The 26,669-nt window shown below is 34.1% G+C and carries 23 protein-coding genes; 5 read left to right on the forward strand and 18 right to left on the reverse strand.

Translation table 11 applies throughout. The annotated features are described in order from the left end of the window. Positions 1-143: 143 nt before the first annotated feature. From GSY47_RS10605 to glyA, 4 genes are all read right to left on the reverse strand, one after another. Positions 144-647, reverse strand: a complete 504-nt coding sequence (locus GSY47_RS10605) for a GNAT family N-acetyltransferase (RefSeq protein ID WP_179003416.1) — start codon at positions 645-647, stop codon at positions 144-146. A gap of 1 nt (position 648) precedes the next feature. Continuing rightward, on the reverse strand, positions 649-1,689 hold the full coding sequence (locus GSY47_RS10610; protein WP_179003415.1) for a GMP reductase: 1,041 nt from the start codon (positions 1,687-1,689) through the stop codon (positions 649-651). Positions 1,690-1,940: 251 nt separating this feature from the next. Then, positions 1,941-2,534, reverse strand: coding sequence for a tRNA-(ms[2]io[6]A)-hydroxylase (gene miaE / locus GSY47_RS10615; protein WP_179003414.1), 594 nt, complete (start codon positions 2,532-2,534; stop codon positions 1,941-1,943). A gap of 105 nt (positions 2,535-2,639) precedes the next feature. After that, positions 2,640-3,914: a serine hydroxymethyltransferase gene (gene glyA, locus GSY47_RS10620; protein WP_109192916.1), complete on the reverse strand. Its 1,275-nt coding sequence runs from the start codon at positions 3,912-3,914 to the stop codon at positions 2,640-2,642. Between the two features lie 110 nt (positions 3,915-4,024). On the opposite strand from glyA, the gene fahA reads away from it, so the two are divergent. Continuing rightward, positions 4,025-5,308 carry a fumarylacetoacetase gene (gene fahA, locus GSY47_RS10625; protein ID WP_179003413.1) on the forward strand — a complete coding sequence of 428 codons (1,284 nt, stop codon included), beginning with the start codon at positions 4,025-4,027 and terminating at the stop codon, positions 5,306-5,308. Between the two features lie 104 nt (positions 5,309-5,412). On the opposite strand, the gene GSY47_RS10630 is transcribed toward fahA, so the two are convergent. Together GSY47_RS10630 and GSY47_RS10635 are read right to left on the reverse strand one after the other, a co-directional pair. Further along, positions 5,413-6,597, reverse strand: coding sequence for an endonuclease/exonuclease/phosphatase family protein (locus GSY47_RS10630; RefSeq protein ID WP_179003412.1), 1,185 nt, complete (start codon positions 6,595-6,597; stop codon positions 5,413-5,415). A gap of 156 nt (positions 6,598-6,753) precedes the next feature. Continuing rightward, entirely contained in the window at positions 6,754-7,794 is a 1,041-nt protein-coding gene (locus GSY47_RS10635; protein WP_179003411.1) for an agmatine deiminase family protein, read from the reverse strand. A 184-nt stretch (positions 7,795-7,978) separates the two neighbouring features. Here GSY47_RS10635 and GSY47_RS10640 point away from each other — a divergent pair, with 184 nt between their 5' ends. Together GSY47_RS10640 and GSY47_RS10645 are read left to right on the forward strand one after the other, a co-directional pair. Next, complete coding sequence (locus GSY47_RS10640) at positions 7,979-9,493, forward strand: choice-of-anchor I family protein (RefSeq protein WP_179003410.1); 1,515 nt, start codon at positions 7,979-7,981, stop codon at positions 9,491-9,493. A 202-nt stretch (positions 9,494-9,695) separates the two neighbouring features. After that, a complete protein-coding gene (locus GSY47_RS10645) occupies positions 9,696-10,955 on the forward strand; it encodes an OmpA family protein (RefSeq protein WP_179003409.1) in 1,260 nt (419 codons plus the stop codon). A 198-nt stretch (positions 10,956-11,153) separates the two neighbouring features. On the opposite strand, the gene GSY47_RS10650 is transcribed toward GSY47_RS10645, so the two are convergent. From GSY47_RS10650 to clpB, 6 genes are all read right to left on the reverse strand, one after another. Beyond that, positions 11,154-12,044 carry a carbon-nitrogen hydrolase gene (locus GSY47_RS10650; RefSeq protein ID WP_179003408.1) on the reverse strand — a complete coding sequence of 297 codons (891 nt, stop codon included), beginning with the start codon at positions 12,042-12,044 and terminating at the stop codon, positions 11,154-11,156. A 103-nt stretch (positions 12,045-12,147) separates the two neighbouring features. Further along, the gene (locus GSY47_RS10655) at positions 12,148-12,438 is read right to left on the reverse strand and encodes a type II toxin-antitoxin system RelE/ParE family toxin (protein WP_179003407.1); all 291 of its coding nucleotides are present in this window, start codon (positions 12,436-12,438) and stop codon (positions 12,148-12,150) included. After that, positions 12,438-12,683 carry a hypothetical protein gene (locus tag GSY47_RS10660; RefSeq protein ID WP_179003406.1) on the reverse strand — a complete coding sequence of 82 codons (246 nt, stop codon included), beginning with the start codon at positions 12,681-12,683 and terminating at the stop codon, positions 12,438-12,440. The genes GSY47_RS10655 and GSY47_RS10660 overlap by 1 nt, the downstream gene beginning before the upstream one ends. Before the next feature lie 143 nt (positions 12,684-12,826). Then, positions 12,827-13,237: a hypothetical protein gene (locus tag GSY47_RS10665; RefSeq protein ID WP_179003405.1), complete on the reverse strand. Its 411-nt coding sequence runs from the start codon at positions 13,235-13,237 to the stop codon at positions 12,827-12,829. 365 nt (positions 13,238-13,602) lie between these two features. Next, complete coding sequence (locus GSY47_RS10670; protein WP_179003404.1) at positions 13,603-14,487, reverse strand: DUF808 domain-containing protein; 885 nt, start codon at positions 14,485-14,487, stop codon at positions 13,603-13,605. Positions 14,488-14,887: 400 nt separating this feature from the next. Then, on the reverse strand, positions 14,888-17,485 hold the full coding sequence (gene clpB, locus GSY47_RS10675; protein WP_179003403.1) for an ATP-dependent chaperone ClpB: 2,598 nt from the start codon (positions 17,483-17,485) through the stop codon (positions 14,888-14,890). Between the two features lie 206 nt (positions 17,486-17,691). Here clpB and ytxJ point away from each other — a divergent pair, with 206 nt between their 5' ends. Next, positions 17,692-18,081 carry a bacillithiol system redox-active protein YtxJ gene (ytxJ, locus tag GSY47_RS10680; protein ID WP_179003402.1) on the forward strand — a complete coding sequence of 130 codons (390 nt, stop codon included), beginning with the start codon at positions 17,692-17,694 and terminating at the stop codon, positions 18,079-18,081. A gap of 82 nt (positions 18,082-18,163) precedes the next feature. Here the strand turns inward: ytxJ and GSY47_RS10685 are convergent, their stop codons facing one another. Together GSY47_RS10685 and GSY47_RS10690 are read right to left on the reverse strand one after the other, a co-directional pair. Further along, positions 18,164-19,330: a hypothetical protein gene (locus GSY47_RS10685; protein ID WP_179003401.1), complete on the reverse strand. Its 1,167-nt coding sequence runs from the start codon at positions 19,328-19,330 to the stop codon at positions 18,164-18,166. After that, the gene (locus tag GSY47_RS10690; protein ID WP_179003400.1) at positions 19,327-20,325 is read right to left on the reverse strand and encodes a DUF2157 domain-containing protein; all 999 of its coding nucleotides are present in this window, start codon (positions 20,323-20,325) and stop codon (positions 19,327-19,329) included. The genes GSY47_RS10685 and GSY47_RS10690 overlap by 4 nt, the downstream gene beginning before the upstream one ends. Before the next feature lie 262 nt (positions 20,326-20,587). Here GSY47_RS10690 and GSY47_RS10695 point away from each other — a divergent pair, with 262 nt between their 5' ends. After that, a complete protein-coding gene (locus GSY47_RS10695; RefSeq protein WP_179003399.1) occupies positions 20,588-21,910 on the forward strand; it encodes a T9SS type A sorting domain-containing protein in 1,323 nt (440 codons plus the stop codon). An 84-nt stretch (positions 21,911-21,994) separates the two neighbouring features. Here GSY47_RS10695 and argH read toward each other — a convergent pair whose 3' ends face one another. The 4 genes from argH to GSY47_RS10715 form a co-directional block, all read right to left on the reverse strand. Continuing rightward, positions 21,995-23,275 (reverse strand): argininosuccinate lyase, encoded by a 1,281-nt coding sequence (gene argH, locus GSY47_RS10700; protein WP_179003398.1) that lies wholly within the window; start codon positions 23,273-23,275, stop codon positions 21,995-21,997. A gap of 140 nt (positions 23,276-23,415) precedes the next feature. Further along, positions 23,416-24,486, reverse strand: a complete 1,071-nt coding sequence (locus GSY47_RS10705; RefSeq protein ID WP_179003397.1) for a M20 family metallo-hydrolase — start codon at positions 24,484-24,486, stop codon at positions 23,416-23,418. A 279-nt stretch (positions 24,487-24,765) separates the two neighbouring features. Then, positions 24,766-25,539 (reverse strand): acetylglutamate kinase, encoded by a 774-nt coding sequence (gene argB, locus GSY47_RS10710; protein ID WP_179003396.1) that lies wholly within the window; start codon positions 25,537-25,539, stop codon positions 24,766-24,768. A gap of 96 nt (positions 25,540-25,635) precedes the next feature. Further along, complete coding sequence (locus tag GSY47_RS10715) at positions 25,636-26,589, reverse strand: N-acetylornithine carbamoyltransferase (RefSeq protein ID WP_179003395.1); 954 nt, start codon at positions 26,587-26,589, stop codon at positions 25,636-25,638. Positions 26,590-26,669 lie beyond the last annotated feature (80 nt).

The raw sequence follows: 26,669 nt of genomic DNA on the forward strand, positions 1-26,669 counted from the left end.
CATTTCGACTGAAAGGAGACTCGAGCAATAGCGAACTGGCGTAGCAAATCACACTATCCCGAAGCTTCGGGACGCACAGATAGTCTCCAATCTTTATCGAGTTCCGCATGTGATTTCTCCTTTCAGTCGAAATGACGAAACCACTACTTTAATATGTCTTTCCCCATCACATAATCCTCCATCAAATACCCGTTTCCAATTTCTATATCAACGGTTTCTTTAATTTCGAAACCTAGCTTTTTATAGAAATTTAAAGCGGTATTAAAACGGTTTACATTTAATAAAAGTTCCTTTGAGTTATTTTCTAAAGCCAATTTTTCAATAGATTCAAAAACTGTTTTGCCATATCCTTTTCCTTGTGTTTCTGGCAAAAGATAGATTTTATGGATTTTGGTAATCGCTTCGTTTTTATAATGATGCTCAATTCCGATAAAACCAATTACTGATTCAGAATCTGAAACCAAATAAAACAATTGTTCTTTATTCTGAATTTGTTTTGATAGCGCTTCATCAGAATAAATGAGATCCAACATATAATCTAATTGTTCTGAAGTCAAAATTTCGCCATACGTTATGGGCCAAGTTATGTGTGCTATTTCTTGAATTTTAGCAATATCTTCAACAAATGCTTCTGTAATTTTAATCATATTATTTTTTAAAAACTTGATTTTCCTGCTCGCTTACGCGGATGAAAGTCGTTCGTTTAGTCAATTCTTTTAATCTTGAAGCTCCAACATAAGTACAAGTGCTTCTAATGCCACCCAAAATATCTAAAACAGTATGAATCACATCTCCTTTAAACGGAACTTGAACTGTTTTTCCTTCACTTGCTCTATATTCTGCAACTCCTCCAGAATGCTTGTCCATTGCAGTTTTAGAACTCATTCCATAAAATTGTTTGAATTTTTCGCCTTTCACTTCAATTAGTTCTCCGCCACTTTCGGAGTGACCTGCAAGCATTCCACCTAACATCACAAAATCAGCTCCTGCACCAAAAGCTTTAGCAACATCTCCTGGAGTTGTGCAACCGCCATCACTTATGATATGTCCGCCTAAACCATGAGCAGCATCAGCACATTCGATAATAGCAGAAAGTTGCGGATAACCTACTCCCGTTTTAACACGTGTTGTACAAACAGAACCTGGGCCAATTCCTACTTTTACAATATCTGCTCCGGCTAATAATAGTTCTTCAGTCATTTCGCCAGTAACTACATTTCCAGCAATAATTATTTTATCAGGATATTGCTTTCTAGTTTTCTTTAAAAACTGTACAAAATGTTCTGAATAGCCATTGGCAACATCAATGCAGATAAATTTCAGTAACGGGTTTGCAGTCAATATTTTTTCGATTTTCTCAAAATCTTCTTTTCCTGTTCCTGTACTTACAGCAATATAATCGTAAAAACCAGGACTTACATTTTGAAGAAAACTATTCCATTCTTCTAAGGTGTAGTGTTTATGAATGGCTGTAAAAAGCTTTTCTTTTGCTAAAACTTTTGCCATTTCAAATGTTCCAACTGTATCCATATTAGCACCCATTATTGGAATTCCTGTCCAATTAGCGGTACTGTGCAAAAACTTGAAATTTTGTTCTAAGGAAACTTCTGATCTGCTTTTTAGCGTTGATCTTTTAGGTCTAAACATTACGTCTTTAAATCCTAATTTTAAGTCCATTTCTATTCTCATGATTCGAGTTTTTGGTTACTCTCAAATATAAGGAATTTTAGATTGTTGATTTTAGATTTTAGATTATAAAAACTTAAAAAATTGAACGCGGATTATACGGATTCGCTTTCGCGAAGACGCGGATTTAAAGCGGATTTTTTTCTGTACTTTACGTGAGCTCCTCCCGAAGCCTCAGGATCGCTCAGCCTAACAAATGTAAAAACTGTAAACTGCGACTGTGACTGAACATTGAACACTGAACACTAAAAAAACTATCCGTGAATCGTTTCGCCTTTTCCGTAATTGGTAATAATAGATTCTTCAAAAGCCAGCCATTCTCTCCAGCGTTTTTCTACGTCGATTCCTGTTCCGTATTTTCTTGCATATGTGATGAATGTTGTATAATGTCCTGCTTCGCTTTCCATTAATTCTCTATAAAAAATAGCTAATTCTTCGTCTTTTATATTTTCAGAAAGTACTTTAAAACGTTCACAGCTTCTGGCTTCGATCATCGCAGAAAATAATAATCTTTCTACAAGACCGGAAACGCGGCTTCCGTCTCCACTCCTTTTCATGTATTGATACAGTTCGTTTACGTAATCATCTTTACGTTCGCGACCTAATTTTAATCCACGTTTAATGATAATATTATGAACCTGTTCAAAATGATCGATTTCTTCTTTGGCTAAAGCCAATAAATCTTTTACTAAATCTTGATGTTCTGAATTATTGGTAATAATTGTAATCGCATTGGTCGCTGCTTTCTGCTCGCACCAAGCATGATCGGTTAGAATTTCTTCTATATTTTTCTCAACAATATTTACCCATCTTGGGTCGGTTGGCAATTGTAATCTTAGTACGCCCATTTCTAAAAGTTATGAGTTAAAAGTTATTAGTCTTAAAAACAAAAATCGAAAGTCAAAAATAAGACTTTTGACTTTCGATTTTAAAAACTTTAAGACTTATCTTAATTAATACGCAAAAATTGGTCTTTCGCTCATTAATTCGTTTACTTCTTCAGCAACTTCTTCGATAAGATCTTCGTTTGTATGATCAGTAAGAACTTTATCGATTAAAGCTACGATAGTTTCCATATCTTTTTCAACTAAACCACGAGTTGTGATTGCAGCTGTTCCAACACGAATACCTGAAGTGATAAATGGAGATTTATCGTCAAAAGGAACCATGTTTTTGTTTACTGTAATTTCAGCTTTTACTAATGCGTTTTCAGCTTCTTTACCAGAAATATTTTTATTTCTTAAGTCGATAAGCATCATGTGGTTATCAGTTCCACCAGAGATAATATTGTAACCTCTTTTTACGAAAGCATCCGCCATTGCATTTGCATTTTTTTGCAATTGCATTGCATAAGTAAAGAATTCATCTTTTAATGCTTCACCAAAAGCAACAGCTTTAGCAGCGATAATATGCATTAAAGGTCCACCTTGATTTCCAGGGAAAACAGCTAAGTCTAATAATGAAGACATCATTCTGATTTCTCCTTTTGGAGTTGTTAATCCTTGTGGATTTGGGAAATCTTTCCCCATTAAGATTAGACCTCCACGTGGTCCTCTTAATGTTTTGTGTGTTGTTGTAGAAACAATATGGCAATGTGGAATTGGATCACTTAATAACCCTTTTGCAATAAGACCAGCTGGGTGAGAAATATCAGCAAATAAGATCGCTCCTACGCTGTCAGCAATTTGTCTGAAACGAGCAAAATCCATATCACGAGAATAAGCTGAAGCTCCTGCAATGATTAATTTTGGCTGTTCTTTAGTTGCAATTTCTTGAATTTTATCATAATCTAAACGACCCGTTTCAGCATCTACACCGTAAAAAACCGGACGATATAAACGACCTGAGAAGTTCACAGGAGAACCGTGAGTTAAGTGACCACCGTGAGATAAGTCAAAACCTAAAATAGTATCACCAGGATTTAAACAAGCGTGGTACACAGCAGTGTTTGCCTGAGAACCAGAGTGAGGCTGTACGTTTGCATACTCAGCACCAAATAATTCTTTAGCTCTATCAATAGCAATCTGCTCAATAACGTCAACTACTTCACAACCGCCGTAGTATCTTTTGCCAGGATATCCCTCAGCATATTTATTAGTTAAAACAGACCCTGCTGCCTGCATTACTTCATCACTTACAAAATTCTCAGAAGCAATAAGTTCTAGTCCGTGAATTTGTCTTTCTTTCTCCTCTTGGATAAGATCAAAAATTTGTTCGTCGCGTTGCATTTTTTTGTTTTTCGTTAATTTCACGCAAAAATACAAAAAAACGTTTGTTGTACTGTTAGATTATGATATATTTGACATGTATTTTTTCAACAAACTAATTAACATCTAACATGCCTATAACCGCCAACGATACCAGTAGAAAATCATGGTTAGAAGTGCCAGAAAATAGCGACTTCCCTATTCAGAATATTCCTTTCGGCGTGTTTCTTACCAAAGAAAATGTCGTTACAGTGGGAACACGAATTGGCGATTATGCTATAGATTTAGGGGCTTTACAACAATTAAACTATTTTGAGGGCATAGATTTAACAGATGATATGTTTATGCAGGACACGCTGAATGATTTTATTTCTGACGGAAAAAAAACATGGCGTTTGGTTCGAAATCGTATCGCAGAAATCTTTGACATTAATAATCCCCAGCTTAGAGATTCAACAAAACACCGAGATATTGTTATATTTAAAATCGAAGATGTAGAGATGCAATTACCAGTTTTAATTGGTGATTACACTGATTTTTATTCGAGTAAAGAACATGCTACAAACGTAGGTAAAATGTTCCGTGATCCAGAAAATGCTTTATTGCCAAACTGGCTTCATATCCCGGTTGGATATCATGGAAGAAGTTCTACAATTGTACCTTCTGGAATTCCAGTTCACAGACCAATGGGACAAACGTTGCCAGCAGGACATGAAACACCTGTTTTTGGTGCATCCCGTTTAGTCGATTTTGAATTGGAAACTGCTTTCATTACAACTGATGTCAATGTAATGGGAGAAAACATTCCTACTTACGAAGCTGAAGATTATATTTTCGGGATGGTTTTATTGAATGACTGGAGTGCACGTGACATTCAGAAATGGGAATATGTGCCACTTGGGCCATTCTTAGCGAAGAACTTTGCGACTTCTATTTCACCATGGATTGTGACTATGGATGCATTAGAACCTTTTAGAACTAAAGGACCTAAACAAGATCCAACTCCACTTCCTTACTTACAAACTAAAGGGAAAAAAGCTTTTGACATCCATTTAGAAGTATCATTAAGACCTGAAGATCAAGAAGAAACAGTTATTTCAAGATCTAATTTTAAATATTTATACTGGTCAATGAGCCAGCAATTGGCGCACCATACTTCAAACGGATGCCGTGTAAATTCTGGCGACATGATGGGTTCCGGAACTATTTCTGGACCAACTCCAGATAGTTTTGGTTCTATGCTTGAATTAACTTGGGGTGGAAAAAATCCGTTAAAGTTAAATGGTGGTGAAGAACGCAAATTTATTGAAGATAATGATACTGTTATCATCAGAGGTTTCTGTGAAAACAATGAAGTAAGAATTGGCTTTGGCGAAGTTTCAAGTCAATTATTACCTCCATTTATCAGACAATGAAGAGCAGATAAAGATTCTGAAAACTTATAGAAAAAAGAAAACCTTGGTTATTGCCAAGGTTTTCTTTTTTCTATTAAAATCTAAAAATTGAAAGAAAAAATTATTTATTCCAAAATCACCTTTACCCAAACCAAACGATGATCAGAACTTGATTCCCGTTTTTCAACTAATTCTGACATTGGCTCACCTTTAGCAGGCCAGAACACTCCACTGCTGATAACCTTAAAACCAAGTTTTGATGGTAACACATAATCAGCACGCATTCTCCAAAAAGCAGTATGATTAATTCCAAAAGGATTTTGAGGACTATATTCCATACCACCTTTGCTTGATGGTGCAAATTCATTATTAATTTTCGGATTGTCAAGTAATGACTTTATACCTTCCCTGATTGCACTTCCTTCAACTGGCGATGCATTTTGGTCTCCTAATATAACAAATCGAGAATTAGCAGACAAACCACCTTTTAAACCTTTGTCATCATAAATATACGAAGCAGAATTGTCTGAAATATAGTCTCTCCAGAAGCGGATTTCGTCATGATTTCTTTTCCCATTGCGGTCTTCATCACCATCAAAAGAAGCTGGAGTTGGGTGACTCGCTAAAATATGAACCGTTTTCTTTCCAATCTTAACAGGAACATCCCAGTGAGATTTGGAAGATAATGGAAATTGTGCCCATACCTCCTCTCTATACCAGTCAGATCCATCTGGTTTCTTAATAAGTAATGCTCCTGGCATATCTTTCCATTTGAAATTTTGAAAAGTACGAACAGCCTGAACATCAATAGGATATTTTGACAAAAGTACCATTGCATATTGACCAGGATACATACCAAATCCCCAAGCATCATTTCCAAAATTATCCAGTTTTCCATCATTATTCAGATCGTAAGGACTTGGCTGTCCGGTATTGACCGTTGAGTAATAGTAGTAAGGATAATTTATTGCCTTTGCTCCACCCTGTCCTATTTTTAAATAGTTTTTAATAAATGCCTTTACACCAAGCTCAGGATTTTCTATATAATCAAACTCATTTAGCAAAATAACATCAGGCCTTACTGTTTGAATAATCTGAGCTATATTTTTGATTTGAACATTAGTCCCTGAATTGAGTTGATCAATTAATACCTGCTCCGAATTTCCCTTTGTACCTCTTGGAAAATAATTTTCAGATTCCATACTTACATTGTAAGTAGCAAATGTAAGTTCATGTTTTTTTTTTGGATTAGACTGTGAAAAAAGAGCTCCATAAGAAAGCATCGAAAGGATAAAAAATATTTTATTCATATAATAATTAAATCTGCATTTCTGCATAGTTGAATACACGAATATAAGAATGTTGTTTGGACACTCAGCAGTTCGCATGTTAAGTATATGTCAATAAAAAAGCCACCACTTTTAGTGGCAGCTCAGATAATATAAAAAACTTGTTTACCAAATAAACTAAGACGGAATCTGCTGACTTAAACAATGCAAGGTTCCAAATCCCCAAATGAAATCAATACAGCTGATTCCAATAACTTCTCGGTCCGGGAAACATTCTGCCAAAATATTCAATGCTACGCGATCATTACTATCGTTGAATGTTGGCACTAAAACGCAATTATTCAGGATTAAGAAATTAGCATAACTAGCCGGTAATCTTAAATCTTCGAAATCGACACGTTTTGGCATCGGAAGTGCAACAATAACAGGAGATTTTCCGTTTTCTAATTTTGCATTTTGTAATCGTTTCAAGTTATCCTGTAAAGGTTTGTAATTTGAATCGTTTTTATCAGTTTCAACTATAGTTACGATAGTATCTTCATTTACAAATCGGCATAAATCGTCGATATGACCATGTGTATCATCACCTTCTATTCCATCGCCAAGCCAGATTACATTAGTAACACCAAGATATTCTTTAAAAACCGCTTCATAATCTTCTTTTGTAAAACCAGCATTACGAACCTGAATTGTTGGATGCATTAGACACTCTTCAGAAGTTAATAAAGTTCCTTTTCCATTTACATCAATTGCTCCGCCTTCTACAATTACTGGTTTTCCTTTATACATTACCTGTGTTAACGGAACATCAATAAAATCAGCAACTTTACCTGGAACGTATTTATCTAACTGATAGTTTTTATATTTCGCCCATCCATTGAAATTGAAATTCAATGCTTCTCTTTTCGAACCATTTTTTACAATAATCGGCCCAGAATCACGCATCCAGCTTCTGTTGGTTTTATGAATGATGTACGAAACATTTTCAAGATTTACACGAGCTCTTTCGAGCATATCAGCAACTTTTTCCTTTAATTTTTCATCAGCTACAACTAAGAAAACGGTTTCAAAAGTGGCTACCTTTTTTATAAATTCTACAAAAGCCCATTGAACAGCTTCGTATTTTCCCGGCCAATCGTTGCCATTATGTGGAAAACACAATACAATTCCTTGCTGTTTTTCCCATTCTGCTGGAAATCTTCTATTATTTGTTGACATAAATAGGTTCTAATTTAGAAAGTGCAAAGATAAGCATTCGTTAGGATTATAAAACATTCTATCAAAATTCCTATATAATTTCACAATAAATATCCTGCAAAATTTAAGTTAAAGATTATATAATATGTTCTTAATATTTGACAGAAACGCTGTAATTACTTTTGCCGAAACTAAAAACTAACACATGAAAAAATTATCTATCTCTTTATTAACTGCTCTTTTTATTATGGCGAGCTGTAATAATGACGAAAATTCAAACAACGAACCTGAAGTTGTTGTAAACGAAAACCCAGCAACTTTTAAAGAAATTGGTTCTATCACAATTGGCGGAGAAGCAGCGGCAGAAATTTCAGCTTACTGCGAAAAAACAAAAAGATTATTTACAGTAAACAACAGTGGTGTAAACCAAATTGATGTTATTGATATCACAGATCCAACAAAACCAATGAAAATTGGAAAAATTGATTTGGCTGTTTATGAAGGAGCTGCAAACAGTGTTTCTGTATTTGATGGGAAATTGGCAGTTGCTTTAGAATCTACTGCTAATAAACAAGCAAACGGAAAAGTTGTTGTTTTCAATACTTCTGATTACAGTTTAATCAAACAAGTAACTGTTGGTGCTTTGCCAGATATGGTAACTTTTTCTCCTGATGGAAAATATATCATGACTGCCAACGAAGGAGAACCAAACACTGATTATACGCAAGATCCAAACGGAACAATCTCTATTATTGAAACAAGTAATTATACTGTAACAACTTTAGATTTCGCTTCTTTTGCAAGTCAGGCGGCAACATTAGCAAAAGATGGATTCAGAATTTCTAAATTCGCTAAGAGTTTTGCTCAGGATATTGAACCAGAATACATTACTATTTCTGATGATTCAAAAACGGCTTGGGTAACTTTACAAGAAAATAATGGTGTAGCAAAAGTTGACTTAACTTCTAAAACTATAACCGCTATTTATCCTTTAGGCCTAAAAGATTATAATACAGCAGAAAACGCTATTGATGTAAGCGATCTTGACGATAAAATTGCTTTTAATCCTTGGAAAGTAAAAGGCTTATTTATGCCAGATGCAATCAGTCATTTTTCTGCTAATAATGTTCCTTATTTTGTTACTGCTAATGAAGGAGATGCCAGAGAATACAACGCTTATACTGATATTAAAAGAATGAAAAGTGTAAAACTTGATGCGACAGCTTTTCCTGATGCTACTTTAAAACTAGATGCCAATTTAGGAAGATTAAATCTAGTTACTGATATGGGAGATACTGATGGTGACGGAGACTTAGATGAATTGGTAAGTTTTGGAGCAAGATCTTTCTCTATCTGGAATGGAAACACAGGAAAAATCGTTTATGATAGTAAAAATGATCTTGATAAAAAAGCACATGAATTAGGGCTTTACGATGACAAACGTAGTGATGACAAAGGTTCTGAGCCAGAAGCAGTATATGTTGCAAAAATGGGAAATCAAAATATCCTGTTCGTTGGTTTGGAAAGAGCTGATGCATTTTTAACTTATGATGTTACAAACCCAAACTCTCCGCAATATTTACAAACAGTAAAAACAGGAGATGCACCAGAAGGATTATTATTTATCCCAGCTTCTAAAAGTCCAACAAAAAGAAGTTTATTAGTAGTAAGCAGCGAAGGAGACGGAACTGTAAAAATCTATCAGCCAGATTTGAAATAATCATAAAATTATCCAAATTTTAAAAAGAGTAAAATGTAAATTTTACTCTTTTTTTTGCTTTTTATTCATACTTAATTAACTAATTTTCATAATTATAAGCCAAAACATGGAAATTATGTAATTAGGTATACAACACTTACATGAAATGTGTCCTCTAATTTTGTCATGAGTTTAAAATAAAAACAATTTAATTTTTGATATCATGAAAAAGAAATTAGTATCAGCCTCTTTATTATTACTATCCTTCGCAGCAGGCGCACAAAATATGGCTACCACTTCTACCAAACCAAGTGTAGATCAGGAATTCAATAAATGGTCGATAGAACTTAATGGCGGTGTAAACAAACCAACGAGAGCTATGACTCCAGGTTACACTACAGAATCTGCCAACTTCTTTCACGGAGATTTAGGTGTGAGATATATGTTTAATCCGAAATTTGGTTTAAAATTAGATGTTGGATATGACCAATTTAAAGAAAAAAAGAATACTCCAGATTTTGAAAGCCGTTACGTAAGAGCGAGTTTACAAGGAGTTGTGAATGTGGGACGTGCTTTAAATTTTGAAACTTGGACTAACACAATCGGACTTTTGGCACATGGTGGTTTTGGAGTTTCACAAATTAGTACTGAAACAGGTTTTGGAGGTCAAGATTACATGGCGCACGGAATCGCTGGTTTAACTGGACAAATTAGATTAAGCAACCGAGTAGCATTGACTGGAGACCTTACCGGAATTGTGAACGGAAGACAAAACTGGAACTTTGATGGAATGGGTAACACTACAACAGGTTCTTTTGATGGAGTTTTACTGAATGCTTCTGTTGGTTTGACATTCTACTTAGGAAAAAACCAAAAACATGCTGACTGGGTTGGCGAAGAAGATAGAATTGGCGAATTGGAAAAAAGAGTGGACTTAATCGAAACTGGTCTCATCGATTCAGACAAAGATGGAGTTGCTGATTTATACGATTTAGAACCAAATACTATTGCAGGAGTTGCTGTTAACACAAAAGGACAATCTATTGATACTAATCAAAATGGTGTACCAGATGAGTTAGAAAGCTATTTAGACAAAACATATGAGAAAAAAGGAGCCGGAACAGCTACAAACAATACTGTTGAAGAATTAATCAACGGTGGTTATGTAAACGTTTACTTCGATTTCAATTCGTCTAAACCAACAAACGCTTCATTATCTGGAGTTGATTTCTTAGTAAAATATTTGAAAAACAATCCAGGAAAATCAGCTGATATCATTGGATATGCTGATGAAATTGGAAGTTCAAGCTACAATACTGAATTGTCAAGAAAAAGAGCTGAAGCTGTGAAAAAAGTAGCAGTAAATGCAGGAATTGACGCTTCAAGATTGAATGTAATTGCTAACGGAGAAGATACTTCGGTTAACAAAAACTCTAAAGAAGCACGTCAAATCGTGAGAAGAGTTACTTTCCAAGTGAAGTAATCTAGATAAAACTAAAAATAAGAAAAGGAGCTGTCTCAAAAATGAAACAGCTCCTTTTTATTATAAAAAATGTAATTTAAGCTCCAGTGGAGCAAAATATTTATGTCATTTAAATTCTATAAATATATTGCTTATCCTAAGCTTACAAAAAAAGAGCTGTCTTTTCAGACAGCTCTTCTCTATATCATTTTAATCAAATTATTTATCAATTGCTCTTTTTGTAATATCTCCAAAAGCATCAATTCTTCTGTCTCTGAAAAACGGCCAGTTTTGGCGAACATTTTCCTGAAGATCTAAATCAACCTCAGCAATTAAGATTTCTTCTTTATCGTGAGAAGCCTGAGCTAAAATTTCTCCCTGTGGTCCAGCAATAAATGAAGCTCCCCAAAATTGAATTCCTTCAGTTCCTTCAAGATATTTTTCAAGACCAATTCGGTTTGCAGCCGCAACGAAAACACCATTTGCAACGGCGTGACCTTTCATTACATTCATCCAAGCTCCATATTGGTTTTCTCCGTATTGCTCTTTTTCTTTAGGATGCCATCCAATTGCTGTTGGATAAAATAAAACCTCAGCACCTTTTAATGCTGTAATTCTCGCCGCTTCTGGATACCATTGATCCCAGCAGATTAATGTTCCAACCGTTCCTTTTTTAGTTTCTATAGCCTGAAAACCTAAATCTCCTGGCGTGAAATAGAATTTCTCATAGAAATGCGGATCGTCTGGAATATGCATTTTACGGTATAAACCTGCTTCAGTTCCATCCGTATCAATAATATAAGCGCTATTATGATAGATTCCAGCCATTCTTTTTTCGAAGAAAGGAACAATAATTACTACTCCTAATTCTTTTGCCAATTCGCTGAATGCAACAAAAGAAGTACTGTATAATGGTTCTGCTAATGCAAAATTATCAACATCTTCACTTTGGCAGAAATAATGACTGCTATATAATTCAGGAAGTAAGATTACCTCTGCTCCTTGACTTGCAGCATCTCTTACCCAGCTGATACATTTTTTAAGATTATTTTCAGCAACGTCATTCAGATTTAACTGAATAACTGATATTTTATATTTTCTTTTCGGCATGACATAAAATTTAGAGTGCAAAAATAATACTTTTTAAAGGAATGGCAAAGTGAGTTTACTTTACTTAACTATATGATATAAAAAAAGAGCTTTGAAGCTCCCTTTATAATTGCTGTGTAAAATTTCGTTTAGTTGAAAATATTTTTGAAATATAAACTACTTGATCCTCTACCAAATACAATATCTTATAATCCCTAACTATAATTCTTCTATATTCTGGTTCAATTTCGTCTTTTTGATATTGTTCACTAAAACGTATAGTTTTAGTCGTATTCAAAATTTCACTTTTAATATTATAGGCACCTTGAACTGATTTCTCTTTATAATAATTAAAAATTGTTTTCAACTGATTTTTGGCTGTATGAGTCCAAACAACCTTTAAAAACGTATCCATTACCAGTTTTCAGATTCTTTTTCTAAATCTTCCTGTGAAGTGTATTCTCCTCTTTCAATTTCTAATTTAGCATCAGCCAGTTGTGCTTTATACTCATTCCTAGTAATTGGTTTTCCTTCTACTGAAAATGCAACTATTTCTTCCTCCTGATAACTTTCAATAACAGCTTTTACTACTTTTAAAAGACGCTCATCTGCCATGTTAATATACTCTAACACACTTTCTCTCAACTCTAAGGCTCCCATAATCATACTTTTTTAATCTTTCAAAGATAGAGATTTTCGTTCAGCTTTTAAAGCGAAAAAAGAAAACCATTTCACATCGATTTAAAAACTAAATCTTTGCAAAATGGCTTATCAACCTAAAAAAATATCAACTAAACTAGTTGTTATTCAATCACAACTTTCTGAGTTAAGAATTCCGTTTCTGATTTTTTGAATTTAATTTCGAAAGTTCCTTTTACAGAAGATTTGAATTTGTAAACTGTCTTTTTAGGATCTGGCACTTGCTGCGTGCAAACTTCTGATGGATATTTTGCAATTACTTGCAATCCTTTTACGTCTCCAATTGTTACTTCTGAAATTTTATCGAATTCTGCACAAGCATTATCTACAACATAAGTTACATCATAGCTTAATTCGTCATTTACTTTTCCTGTTGCTGGTCCTTTGATTTCTGTTACTAAAGCAGCCTTTGTAGTTGGAACTGGAGTTTTCTCATCGTCATCATTACTGCATGACGCAAATGAAATTGATAAAAATAATACTACCAAAACTGATTTTAAACTAAAACTTTTCATATAAAATAATAATTAATTGTTAATTACTATGAAGACGTGCCTTGGTTGCAATGGTTGCTTAGAAAAAATGTTAAAAAGTTTCAACTACAGATTAAACAATTATAAATCAATACCTTATTTGATGAAAAAACATTTAAAAAATACCGTTATTTCTTATGAAAATAAAAAAGTTATCGCCTAGCCCCGATAGGAACGGTATCTCCCGATTTAGAAAAACAAGGCTTTTTCAGCCGTAGTTTTTGTTAATCGGGAATTAAGTGGATAGCGGGACAAAAGGTTCTTTTGAAAAACGATTTGATCTGCTCCTAAAAACAAAAAAACACCAGCGTTAACTGATGTTTCTTGAAATAAATTTTGATGTTTTATTATGCTGCTTTCTTTTTAAAAATCTTTTTGAAGAGATTTACAAAAAGTAAAACAATAAATCCGAGAACTAAACCGATTGTAAATTCTTTGATAATCGCTGGGATTTTAATTTCTTCTGATAAATGATGGAAATAAGGAATGTAGTGCACAAAGATTCCTCCAGCGACTAAAAGTAATGCAATTGTACCAATTACCGTCAAACCTTTTATTACTAACGGAAGAGCTTTAACTAATAAATTTCCAATAAATCTAGAAAGACTCTTTTCACTCTTACTACGTTTTATTAGCTTAAATCCTGCTTCATCCATTCTGACAATAAGTGCCACAATTCCATAAACTCCAATTGTTGCAACAATTGCAATTATTGAAGTTACAATTATCTTCTGTATAAGCGGCTCATCCATTACAGTACCTAATGCGATAATTACAATCTCGACTGATAGAATAAAATCTGTAATAATTGCTGACTTAACTTTTTCTTTTTCGATTACTAGGATTTCTTCTTCTGTAAGAACTTCATCTGTAATCCCTTCAGATTCTTCGTGTTTGTGAGGAAAAATAAATTCATAAATTTTTTCGGCTCCTTCGTATGCTAAAAAAAGTCCTCCTAAAACCAAAATTATTATAATAGCTATTGGAAAAAAAGCACTTAATAAAAAGGCAATTGGAAGAATGATGATTTTATTCAACAGTGAACCTTTACTGATTGCCCACAAAACTGGTAATTCTCTTGAAGATGCAAATCCAGAAGCTTTTTCTGCATTTACTGCTAAATCATCGCCTAGAATTCCAGCTGTTTTCTTTGCAGCAACTTTACTCATTACTGCAACATCATCCATAATTGCAGCGATATCATCTAATAAGGCGAAAAAACCTGAACCCATTTTTTTAAATTTATTTTTAGTGATGCGAATCTAGACATTTTGCCTTAATCTGCCCAATAATCGGGCATCAAAATTTGTGTTTTTTATTCCTATTTTTCTGTATTGCGATTTTTAACTGCATTGTCCTAACAGCACCCATAGAATAATAAAAACAATGATAGTTCCGAAACAGCCGCCTCCTAACTTTTTAGCACCGTATCCTGCAAGTAATCCTCTAAAAATATTGTTCATGACTTTGTAATTTTAATTAATAATTTGCTGATTTTTATAGATTTAAAATTGATTATTTTTTAACGAACACTTGTTATAAGAATTGACTAAAAAGTTTCAGAATTCACGGCTAAAAAAAAAAGCACCAGTCTTTCGACTGATGCTTTTCTTAAGATTAACATGAAAAAAATTATTTAGCTGTCTGGTTTCTAAAGACCAAATTGCCATCGAAAGCATCTAATAAAATAATGCTGTCTGTTGTTATGTTTCCTGCCAAAATTTCTTTTGATAATTGATTCAATACTTCTCTTTGTACCACACGTTTCACTGGTCTTGCACCAAAATGCGGATCATAACCTTTGTCTGCCAAATATGCAATCGCTTCTGGAGTTGCGTCCATTGTGATACCTTGCAACGCAAGCATTTTTGTAACGCTTTTTAACTGCAGACTTACAATTCTTGAAATATTCTCTACCGTAAGCGGCGTAAACATTACAATTTCGTCAATACGGTTGATAAACTCAGGACGAACTGTTTGTTTTAATAATCCTAAAACTTCGTTTTTAGCTGCTTCTGTTGCTGCTTCAACACCGCCTTTAAGATTCTCAAATTTCTCCTGAATAATATTACTTCCCATATTTGAGGTCATAATAATAATCGTATTTCTAAAATCAGCCAAACGTCCTTTGTTGTCTGTCAAACGTCCTTCGTCTAGAACTTGCAATAAAATATTGAAAGTATCTGGATGCGCTTTTTCAATCTCGTCCAACAATACAACAGAATACGGTTTTCTACGAACCGCCTCTGTCAACTGACCACCTTCGTCGTAACCTACGTATCCTGGAGGTGCACCCACTAAACGGCTCACGCTGTGGCGTTCTTGATACTCACTCATATCGATACGTGTCATGGCGTTTTCGTCATCAAAAAGATATTCTGCTAAAGCTTTTGCCAGCTCTGTTTTACCAACTCCAGTTGTTCCTAAGAACAAGAACGATCCAACAGGTTTTTTCATATCCTGTAAACCGGCGCGACTTCTGCGGACAGCATCACTCACGGCTTCTATTGCTTCTTCCTGTCCTACTACACGTTTGTGCAGTTCATCTTCTAAATGCAATAGTTTTTCTCTTTCTGTCTGAAGCATTTTCATAACCGGAATTCCTGTCCATTTTGCTACAACTTCAGCAATATCTTCTCTGGTAACTTCTTCTTTTATCAAAGAATTTCCAGATTGAAACTCTAACAATTGTTTTTGCAAAGTTTCTTGGCGTTCCTGTGCTTCTTTTATTTTTCCGTAACGAATTTCGGCTACTTTTCCGTAATCGCCATCACGTTCTGCACGTTCTGCTTCGTATTTAAAGTCTTCAATTTCGTGTTTTACAGCCTGAATTCCGTCAACGATATCTTTTTCCTGTTTCCATTTTGCATAGATTTCATTGCGTTCTTCTTTTAGGTTGGCCAATTCCATTCCTAAAATTTTCAGTTTGCTTTCTTCTTTTTCACGTTTAATGGCTTCGATTTCGATTTCCAACTGCATGATTTTACGATCCAAAACGTCTAATTCTTCTGGTTTTGAATTGATTTCCATACGCAGTTTAGAAGCCGCTTCGTCCATCAAGTCAATTGCTTTATCTGGCAAGAAACGATTCGTAATATATCTTTGCGAAAGTTCTACCGCAGCGATAATCGCTTCGTCTTTAATTTGAACTTTATGGTGTGTTTCGTATTTCTCTTTGATTCCACGTAAAATCGAAATCGCACTTTCAGTATCTGGCTCATCGATCAATACTTTTTGGAAACGTCTTTCAAGCGCTTTGTCTTTTTCAAAATATTTTTGATATTCATCTAAAGTCGTTGCACCAATCGCTCTTAGCTCTCCACGAGCCAAAGCTGGTTTCAGAATATTAGCCGCGTCCATTGCGCCTTCTCCTCCACCTGCACCAACAAGCGTGTGAATCTCGTCAATAAACAAAACGATATCTCCATCTGCAGCTGTAACTTCTTTTACAACCGATTTCAAACGTTCTTCAAATTCTCCTTTGTATTTCGCTCCGGCAATCAAAGCTCCCATATCTAGAGAGAAAACGATTTTATCTTTTAAGTTTTCTGGAACGTCTCCGTCTACAATTCTGTGCGCTAAACCTTCTGCAATGGCAGTTTTACCAACTCCGGGTTCTCCAATTAACATTGGATTATTTTTTGTTCTACGAGTCAGAATCTGCAAGACACGACGAATTTCTTCATCACGGCCAATAACTGGATCTAATTTTCCTGTACGTGCTAATTCGTTTAAATTTTTAGCATATTTGTTTAAAGAATTATAAGTTTCTTCAGCAGAAGCCGATGTTACTCTTTCTCCTTTACGTAATTCTTCAATTGCTGCTTTCAGCCCTTTTCCTGTAACTCCCTGATCTTTTAAAATCTGAGAAACTTTACTTTTTGAATCGAAAATAGCCAAGATTAAATGTTCAATCGAAACATATTCATCGTTCATTTTTTGAGCAATAATCTCCGCTTCGTTCAAGGCTTTATTTGCATCTCTAGAAAGCATTACATCTCCTCCAGATACTTTTGGAAAACTCTGAATTGTACTGTCTAAAATTTGCAAAAACAAAGGCACATTTACATTTAGTTTTTTCAGAATAAATGGCGCTACGTTTTCATCCACTTCAAAAATGGCTTTGAAAATGTGTTCATTTTCAATTTGCTGCTGGCCATTTCGTTGTGCTAATTGCTGCGACAACTGAATGGCTTCCTGCGATTTAATAGTAAATTTATTGATATTCATATTTTTTTTGATTTGATTGATTTTATTTGTTTAATATTCTATAAGATTAAAGTTACGATTTATTGAAGTACATTTTTAACTCAAATAATCTAACTTTGTATTCGAATAGACAAATTATATTCCACAACAAAAAAACAGACAAAACGGCATTAAAAAACTGATTTTTATTATTTTTAAATGTCAAAAAGTCATAAAACAAGCCAAATATGAGTTTTTTTAATTCAATCTTCGGAAGTTCAGAGAACTCAGAAGCTCCAAAAAGTAAAGTAAACTGGACAGAATTAACAGATATTCTTCAATTACAGGAAATTGAAGCGATCTCTAATGAAAAACCTGTTGTAATTTTTAAGCACAGTACAAGATGCAGCATCAGCCGAATGGCCTTAAAACAATTTGAAAGAGAATTTGATCTTGAAGATGTCGTTGACGCGTATTTCCTTGATTTGATTGCACATCGTGATATTTCAAACGAAATTGCCAGTAGATTTGGAGTTTACCACGAATCTCCTCAATTGATTTTAATCAAAAATGGAAAAGCTGTTTACGATGTTTCGCACAGCGATATCGATGCAGAGGCACTGAAAAGCAAAGTATAGTTTTTTTTCGCCACGAATTCTCGAATTATTTTTGATAATCTTTGAAGATATGAATTCGTGAATTCGTGGCGAAAAAACCAATTTAAAAACTTTCTCCAGACCCGCCTCCGCTAAAACCTCCTCCTCCAAATTCCATTGGAGAATCTTGTGGTTTTACTTCTGGTTTCATTCCAAAAGTTGAAGCTACTACTAAAGCCTCAGCATTTAAAATTGCATCGGAATGATTGATTCTATCTGGTTTAAACGTCAAACCACTTTCTTTTTCTTTTAATTTTCTAATAGAGAAATACGCTATCGCGAATAATATAAGTCCACCCAAAGTTAGCGCTGCTTCTATCGGCAAAACGGCATAGTAAAATCGAATAGTATAAATTGAAAATCCAATTCCTAGAAAGCTAATCCAAAGCATAATTCTATCTTTTGTTCTTAAAGCTTGAATTAAATACATAGTTGGAATCACAAAAGTAAAAGCGTAAAAGAAAAAAGCAAACGGAATATCGGTTCCTGGTTTTACTTCAGTCCCTAAAAGCTCTTCTGATAGTTCTCTCACAACCATATAATTACAAGAAAGATAAAACAATATCAAACAAAAACTATTCGCTAATAAAAGTCCATTATAATAGTAACTCTTGATTAATTGGTTGATTAATTTCTTTGTCACAAAATAAAAAATTACAGCAAAAATCATGGCTGTAAATGGTAGAATGGCTCTTCCAATATCTCCAAATTCAAACATTTGAAAAAACAAAAATGCAGTAACCGCCAAACAAAAAACCAGCATTGAAAGTAAATGCAGGTATCTGATAAACATAAAAATAGAAGCTGCAGCCATAAATAAAGCTATAACAGACTCATATCCATCCGTAGTAATTCCGATAGCAAATCCTATGTTTAAAATAGCTCCTAAGATAAAAGCATCATCTAAACCGTGATTATGAAAATTTTGTTTCGCCAATAATTCGGAGCCAACAAAACCAACAGCTGCAAAAATATAACAGCAGATTTGAAAATAAGCATTCTCTGCATTCATTCCAACAATAGAAATAGCACCACAAATAGAACTATATAACATACTTCCTAGCAAAAAGAATCCAATTCTAACCAAAATGTTATCCTGACTTCTAAAAGCCAGCAATTCCTTTTTTATAAATTTCTTTTGTTCTTTACTTATAAAACCTCCTTTAAATAAAGTATCAGCTTCATCTACTAAGATTTGATTATCCAGTATTTTTTTATCGTACACTATCATTCTGCAATCTCTTTATGAAAGTTTTTAATTAATTTAATAAACATTATAATAGAGCCTATAAAATAAGCCGGTAATAAGAAAAAAAACAATTCCCAAATATCAGAGAAATCGACATTTTCAAAAAGTCTGAACAAAACTATATTTGCTCCAATGTAGCCGTATACAATCATAAAAACATATAGAGACAATGCTTTTAATTCGTAACTAATCTTATAGAAATAAAAAGTAGATCCTGCTAAAACAACAGCAAAAATCAACCAGATTAAATTATAATGATTTAATAAATTGCTAATCGATGCAATACTGATAATATGCAAGGCAAAAGTCAAAAAGATCAAACTGAAATGTGTTTTTAATGCAATTCGATTACTATAGATTGTCCACAAAATCAATAAAACGCCAAGCATAACAGCGGAATAGCTCAAACTCTCACTGGCATAAAAATCATTATTATTTAATAAATCTTGAGGCGTAACAGAAAGTCCAACATAAGCCGCCAAACCAGTAACCGCAATAGTAAGAACACTTCGATTGTCAAAATAATAAGCACAAAAGAAACTTACAATAGTTGGCACTAATGTCGCCAATCCGTAATGTTCTCCAAAAGGTTTGTATTGAAACTGTAGATAACCAATAAAGATACAGGTTAAGATGTTAGCCAGTAAAACCAAATATTCCAAAACAGGGTGCTCAAACTGTGTTTCTGTTTTCTGAAATCCTTTTGAATTTTTGAAGCAATAAAAAAGGCAAACTGCAATTACAATTAAAAGAAGTGATAGAATAGCAATGTGTCCAATTGAGTCTATATTTTCATAAATCAGTATTCCAATTCCTGAAGTAAATAATAAGACCGATAAATAAAGGAAAAGTTTTAATTCTGCATTTAACGAAAATATATTTAAATTTCGATATGCTTTAATTTCCTCAAACTGATTTTCTGTAATCAAATCTTTTTCAAATAGGCCTGCAGTGGCCTGATCATTAAATTTCTTCATTCGATTAATTTAAATTGATATCCAAATATATGGATTTAGTATGAATTTTCTCTTTTAAATCAATTGGCTTACTATTTTACACCACTTTTACCCTCGATTCATTTTGGAAAAACAACCTTTTTAAGTGTAAAACAAACACTTAATGTTCTTGTAGTCAAAACTTTAAAATATAAAAAAAATGCTAAATTAATTTGAAATTAATCTGAATCCTCTACATTTATGCAATCGATTACATTAACTATTAGACCACAAAAAACCACAAATGAAAACAAAACTTATTTTATTAGCATTACTTATTCCATGCTCTTTTCTTTTTGCTCAAAATTATTTTATGAGCAGTCCTGAAGGATTTGGAGCTGCTGCAACTGGCGGTACACGCGTTGATGCCCCTGTTACTACTGTTACAACTTTAGCCGACTTAACAGCAAAACTTAAACTTACTACACCACAGGTTATTTTAGTATCGGGAACCATAACTTTTACCTATACGAGTCTGCAGATTAATGACAAAACCATTATCGGACTGCCTGGCGCCCGTTTAGTCAATTTGGATCAAACTGCTGCTGGTTCTGGAATATTAAATTTAAAACCTGGGTCAAATAATATTATCATTAGAAATTTAATTTTTGAAGGCCCTGGAGCGTATGATGTTGACGGACGCGATAACTTAACTTCCGAAGCCACCAATATTTGGGTCGATCATTGCGAATTTCAAGACGGAATGGACGGAAATTTTGACAACAAAGGCGCCGCAGATAATGTAACTGTTTCTTGGTGCAAGTTTACCTATTTAAAAACTCCAAAAGCTGGAGGAACTGGCGGTGCAGATGATCATAGATTTTCAGATTTAGTTGGTTCTTCAAAATCGGACGCTCCAGCGGACGGACATTACAGCATAACTTTTAAAAATTGTTATTGGGAAGAAGGCTGTAAAGAGAGAATGCCAAGAGCAAGAAATGCTGAACTTCATATTCTAAACTGTTATTATAACACATCGGTTTCAGGTTCACTGGCAATTGGTTTAGGAGGCGGTAATAATAATACAACTTGTTATGTTGAAGGAACTGATTTTGCTAAAATTGGAACTGCGTTTAAAAATTATGTAAGCACAGACGGCGGTACAATTGGAATTTCTTTTACAGATTGTTTGAATGCACCTGCAAACTCAGGAACAACTGTAAGTAAGCCAACTTATCCTTATACTGTATTACCAACCGCTAACGTTGCAGGTTTTGTATCTAATCCGACTTGCGGTGCTGGAGCAACATTACAAGTTACTGCTCAAGGTGTTGCATCTACAAGCTGTAGTAATTTAGGTTTAAACGAAAACACAAACAATCTAGAACTTAAATATTATCCATCCCTTATAAATCGTCTTTTAAATATTGATTTTTCAAGTTCTGATTATGGATTGGCCCAAGTTAATTTATATTCCTCTAACGGCTCAAAAGTATATTCGCATTCTAAAAATGTTTCTGCTGATGAAAAATTAGAACTCAATGTTGGAAATCTTGCCAAAGGCATTTACATCTGTAAAGTCCAAATAGAAAACAGAAGTAAAACGTTTAAATTAGTAAAAAACTAATTTTTTATAAAAAAGCAAAAGTTCATTGAAACACATCAATGACCTTTTTACATTTTTACACCTTACTTTTCACATTTCACAATGTTAAAAAGCTGCTTTCATTTTATCTTTTATAGCATCTAGACAAAGATTATTAATACTTCCTTCGTGCGTATGTTTGGTTTCTTTAGGAGATTTGTATGTTCCAGCTTCTAATTGCTCTGCAACGGCTTTATAAGCATCTCTAAAAGGCATTCCGGCAACCACCATTTCATTTAAAGTATCTACAGTAAACAAATAATCGTACTTTTTATCTTCTAAAATATGATCTTTAACCGTAATATCTTTTATTGAAAAAATAGCAATATCCAAACAAGCCTTTAGATTTTGAATCGCTGGAAATAAACCTTCTTTTAAAAGCTGTAAATCTCTATGATAACCGCTTGGAAGATTATTGGTAATTAAAGTGATTTCGTATGGAAGTGCCTGAATCTTATTACATTTTCCTCTGATTAATTCGAAAACGTCTGGATTCTTTTTATGAGGCATAATGCTTGAACCTGTTGTAAGATGTGCCGGCAAACCGATAAAATCAAAGTTCTGGCTCATATACAAACATACGTCCATCGCAAATTTTGATAATGTTCCTGCAACGCTTGTCATCGCAAAAGCAACTGTTTTTTCTGCTTTTCCGCGACTCATTTGAGCGGCAACGGCATTATATTTTAAAGTTTCAAAACCTAATTCCTGAGTTGTAAATGTTCTGTTGATTGGAAATGAACTTCCGTAACCCGCAGCAGAACCTAACGGATTCTGGTCTACAATTTTTGAAGCAGCGTTCAACATCGTTACATCATCAATCAAACTTTCGGCGTAAGCAGAGAACCACATTCCGAATGACGATGGCATTGCGATTTGTAAGTGCGTATAACCTGGCAATAACACGTTTTGGTGTTTTTCTGCCGATTCCATCAACAAATCAAACAATGTTTTTACTTGTTCTTTGATTGCTTTTAATTCGTCTTTTAAATACAAATGAACATCAACTAAAACCTGATCGTTACGAGAACGCGCCGTGTGGATTTTCTTTCCTGCATCTCCAAGTTTTACAGTTAAAAGATATTCGATTTTAGAATGCACATCTTCGAAACTGTCTTCGATTTCGAAATTCCCCACTACGATATCTGCAATGATTTCGTTTAAGGCATCAACTAAAGATGTTGTTTCTTCTGAAGTCAATAAACCAATCTGTCCAAGCATTTTAGCGTGTGCAATTGAACCTAAAGCATCGTATTTTGCTAAAACCAAATCCAGTTCACGGTCGTTTCCTACTGTGAATTGTTCGATTTGTTTATCTGTTGGTATTCCTTTTTCCCAAAGTTTCATAGGTGCTATTTTTTTTCGCCACGAATTCACGAATTATTTTTTCAAATCTTTGCGATTATTTTTTTTCGAATTAATTCGAATTAATATCTGATTTAGATAGTAAAAAAATAATTCGTGAATTCGTGGCGGTTTTTCTTTTCTTATAATTTAAAGAAATCAGTTAGTATTTTGATATACAAATCAACTCCTTCTTCAATTTCATTTACAAAAATAAATTCGTCTGCAGAATGTGAACGCAATGTTTCTCCTGGCCCAAGTTTCAAAGACTGACAGCTTAAAACAGATTGATCTGAAAGTGTTGGCGAGCCATACGTTGTTCTTCCCAAAGCAATTCCTGCTTGAACTAAACCGTGGGCAACTGGAATTGATGATGCGTTTAAATGCATGGATCTTGGTGTTACTTCGGCATTTATGTTTGCTTTCACCACTTCTAATATTTCAGCATTTGTATAACGATCTGTTACACGAATGTCAACCACTAAATCGCATTCTGATGGCACAACATTATGCTGTTTTCCTGCATTGATTTGCGTTACGGTCATTTTTACAGGACCTAAAACATCTGAGATTTTATCGAATTTATAGTTTTTAAACCATTCCATTACTGGAATTGATTTGTATAAAGCATTATCATCATTTTGATGTGCGGCGTGGCTTGCGGTTCCTTTTACTTTTACATCAAGAACTAATAAACCTTTTTCGGCAACTGCTAATTGCATTAAAGTTGGTTCTCCAACAATCGCACAATCTAATTCTGGCAAGCTTTTTAAAACGCTGTTTAAACCATTTTTTCCGCTGCTTTCTTCTTCGGCGGAAGCTACGATTACTATATTGTGAGAAAGGTTTTGATTTTCGTAGAAATGTACAAATGTTGCTAGTAATGAAACTAAGCATCCTCCGGCATCATTACTTCCTAACCCAAATAATTTGCCGTCTTTTTCGATTGCTTTAAACGGATCGTTGGTGTAAGCTTGATTTGGGCGTACAGTATCGTGATGTGAGTTTAGTAAAAGTGTTGGTTTGTTTTCGTCGAAATATTTGTTGAAAGCCCACACATTGTTGTTTTCTCTCTTGAATGGAATTTCGTTCTGATTGAACCAATTTTCGATTAAAAGAGCCGTTTGATCTTCTTCACTTGAAAATGAAGGCATTTCGATTAAGCTTCTTAATAAACTAATTGCTTCCTGGGTAAGCGTATCTATATTTTTCATTTTGTTGTGCTCTTGCCACAAAGGCGCTAAGTCGCTAAGTTTTTTTTTTAGTTTTTACTTTGTTAACTAAATAATATGCGACATTTTTAATTGGCGCAAATTTCTTAAATTAATATTTAAAAGTACTGCGCAACTCTGTTTTTTTGCCACTAATTACACGAATTTTCGCAAATTGTTTTTTTGTTGCAGATTTAAAATCAAAATAAACTTTTTAATGTTCTCATAAAATTATTTTCTCTTTTAACAGCTAAAATTAATGTCAATTCGTGGCAACATTTTTTATAATGTAATCGTTGTATGCGGAATATCTGAATTCTGGAGCATTTTGTGATGTCCAATTTTGATTTTCTGCACACCTCTTGATAAACTATTGAAACAGTTATCCAATTTTGGAATCATTCCCGAATGGATTACTTTTTCTTCTTTTAGTTTATGATATAAAACTTCATTGATTTCAGTAATTACAGATGAATCGTCTTCTGAATCTTGCAAAACACCTTGTTTTTCAAAGCAATATGTCAACGTAACATCAAAAACTTCTGATAAAGCAATCGACAATTCACTTGCAATCGTATCAGCATTGGTGTTCAGTAATTGTCCGTTTTTGTCGTGTGTGATCGCACAAAAAACGGGAACAACTCCAGCTTCTAATAAAGTTGCCAGTAATTTGGTATTCACTTGTTTTACATCGCCTACAAATCCGTAATCAATTGTTGGGTGATTTCTTTTTGTTGACTGAATTAAATTTCCGTCAGCTCCAGAAAAACCAATCGCGTTATTATCTTTTGCCTGCAATTGTGCTACAATATGTTTGTTGATTTGCCCTGCGTAAATCATCACGACAACGTCAAGCATTGGAGCATCTGTAATTCGGCGTCCGTCAATCATTTGCGGAACCAAACCAATACTCTGTGCCATTTTTGTAGCCGATTTTCCTCCGCCATGAACTAAAACTTTATAGCCTTCAATTTTAGAAAAATCGGTTAAAAATTGTTCTAATTCTGCCGGATTGTCGATGATGTTTCCACCTATTTTTATTACTGATACTTGCATAAGATTCTAAGGTTCTGAGATTCTAAGATACTAAGTTTTTTCTGCGCAAAGTTTCTCAGCATCTTAGTAGCTTAGAATCTTAGCAACTTTAAAAATTTATATTTTTTTAAGAATCTTTTGTAAAACTAATTGTGCCGAATATGTTCTATTATTCGCTTGTTCTATTACGATTGAATTTTCTCCGTCTAGAACTTCGTCGCTTACAATTACGTTACGACGAACCGGAAGACAGTGCATGAATTTTCCGTTGTTGGTTAACGCCATTTTTTCGGCCGTAACTGTCCAATTTGGATCACTGTTAGTTACTTTTCCATAATCGTTAAAATTACTCCAGTTTTTAACGTAAACGAAATCGGCATTTTCGAAAGCTTTGTCTTGATCGTATTCGATTTTACAGTCTTTTGTTATTTCCGGGCTCAATTCATAACCTTCTGGATGTGTGATTACAAAATCCATGTCTTTCTGCATTTGCATCATTTCTACGAAAGAATTTGCAACTGCCTGAGGCAAAGCTTTTGGATGCGGTGCCCACGAAAGAACCACTTTTGGTTTGTCTTTGTGTCTAGGTTTAAATTCTTCCATTGTAATCGCATCTGCTAATGATTGCAACGGATGGCGAATAGCACTTTCCATGTTCACAATTGGCACTGTTGCATATTTCAAAAATCCTGAAATGACAGTTTCCTGATAATCTTTTTCTTTATCAACCAAACCTGCAAAAGCACGGATTGCGATAATATCACAGTATTGTGAAACTACTTCTGCTGCTTCTTTGATATGTTCAGAAGCGCCAGAATTCATCACTGCTCCATCTTCGAATTCTAATGTCCATCCTTCGTTGGTAAAATTCATTACCATAACGTTCATTCCTAAATTTAAAGCCGCTTTTTGAGTACTCAAACGCGTTCTTAAACTTGGGTTGAAGAATAACATTCCAAGAGTTTTATTCTTTCCTAAACTTTGATTTTTAAGCGGATTCTTTTTGATTTTGATCGCTTGTTTTACCCATTTTGATAATGAGTTGATGTCTTTTATTGAGATATAATTCATTTTCTTTTTTTTCTTATTGGTTTGTAAAAAATTAGACGCGGATTTTACAGATTCGCTATCGCGAAGACGCAGATTAACGC

Source organism: Flavobacterium quisquiliarum, assembly GCF_019308285.1.
Taxonomy (GTDB): Bacteria; Bacteroidota; Bacteroidia; order Flavobacteriales; family Flavobacteriaceae; genus Flavobacterium; species Flavobacterium quisquiliarum.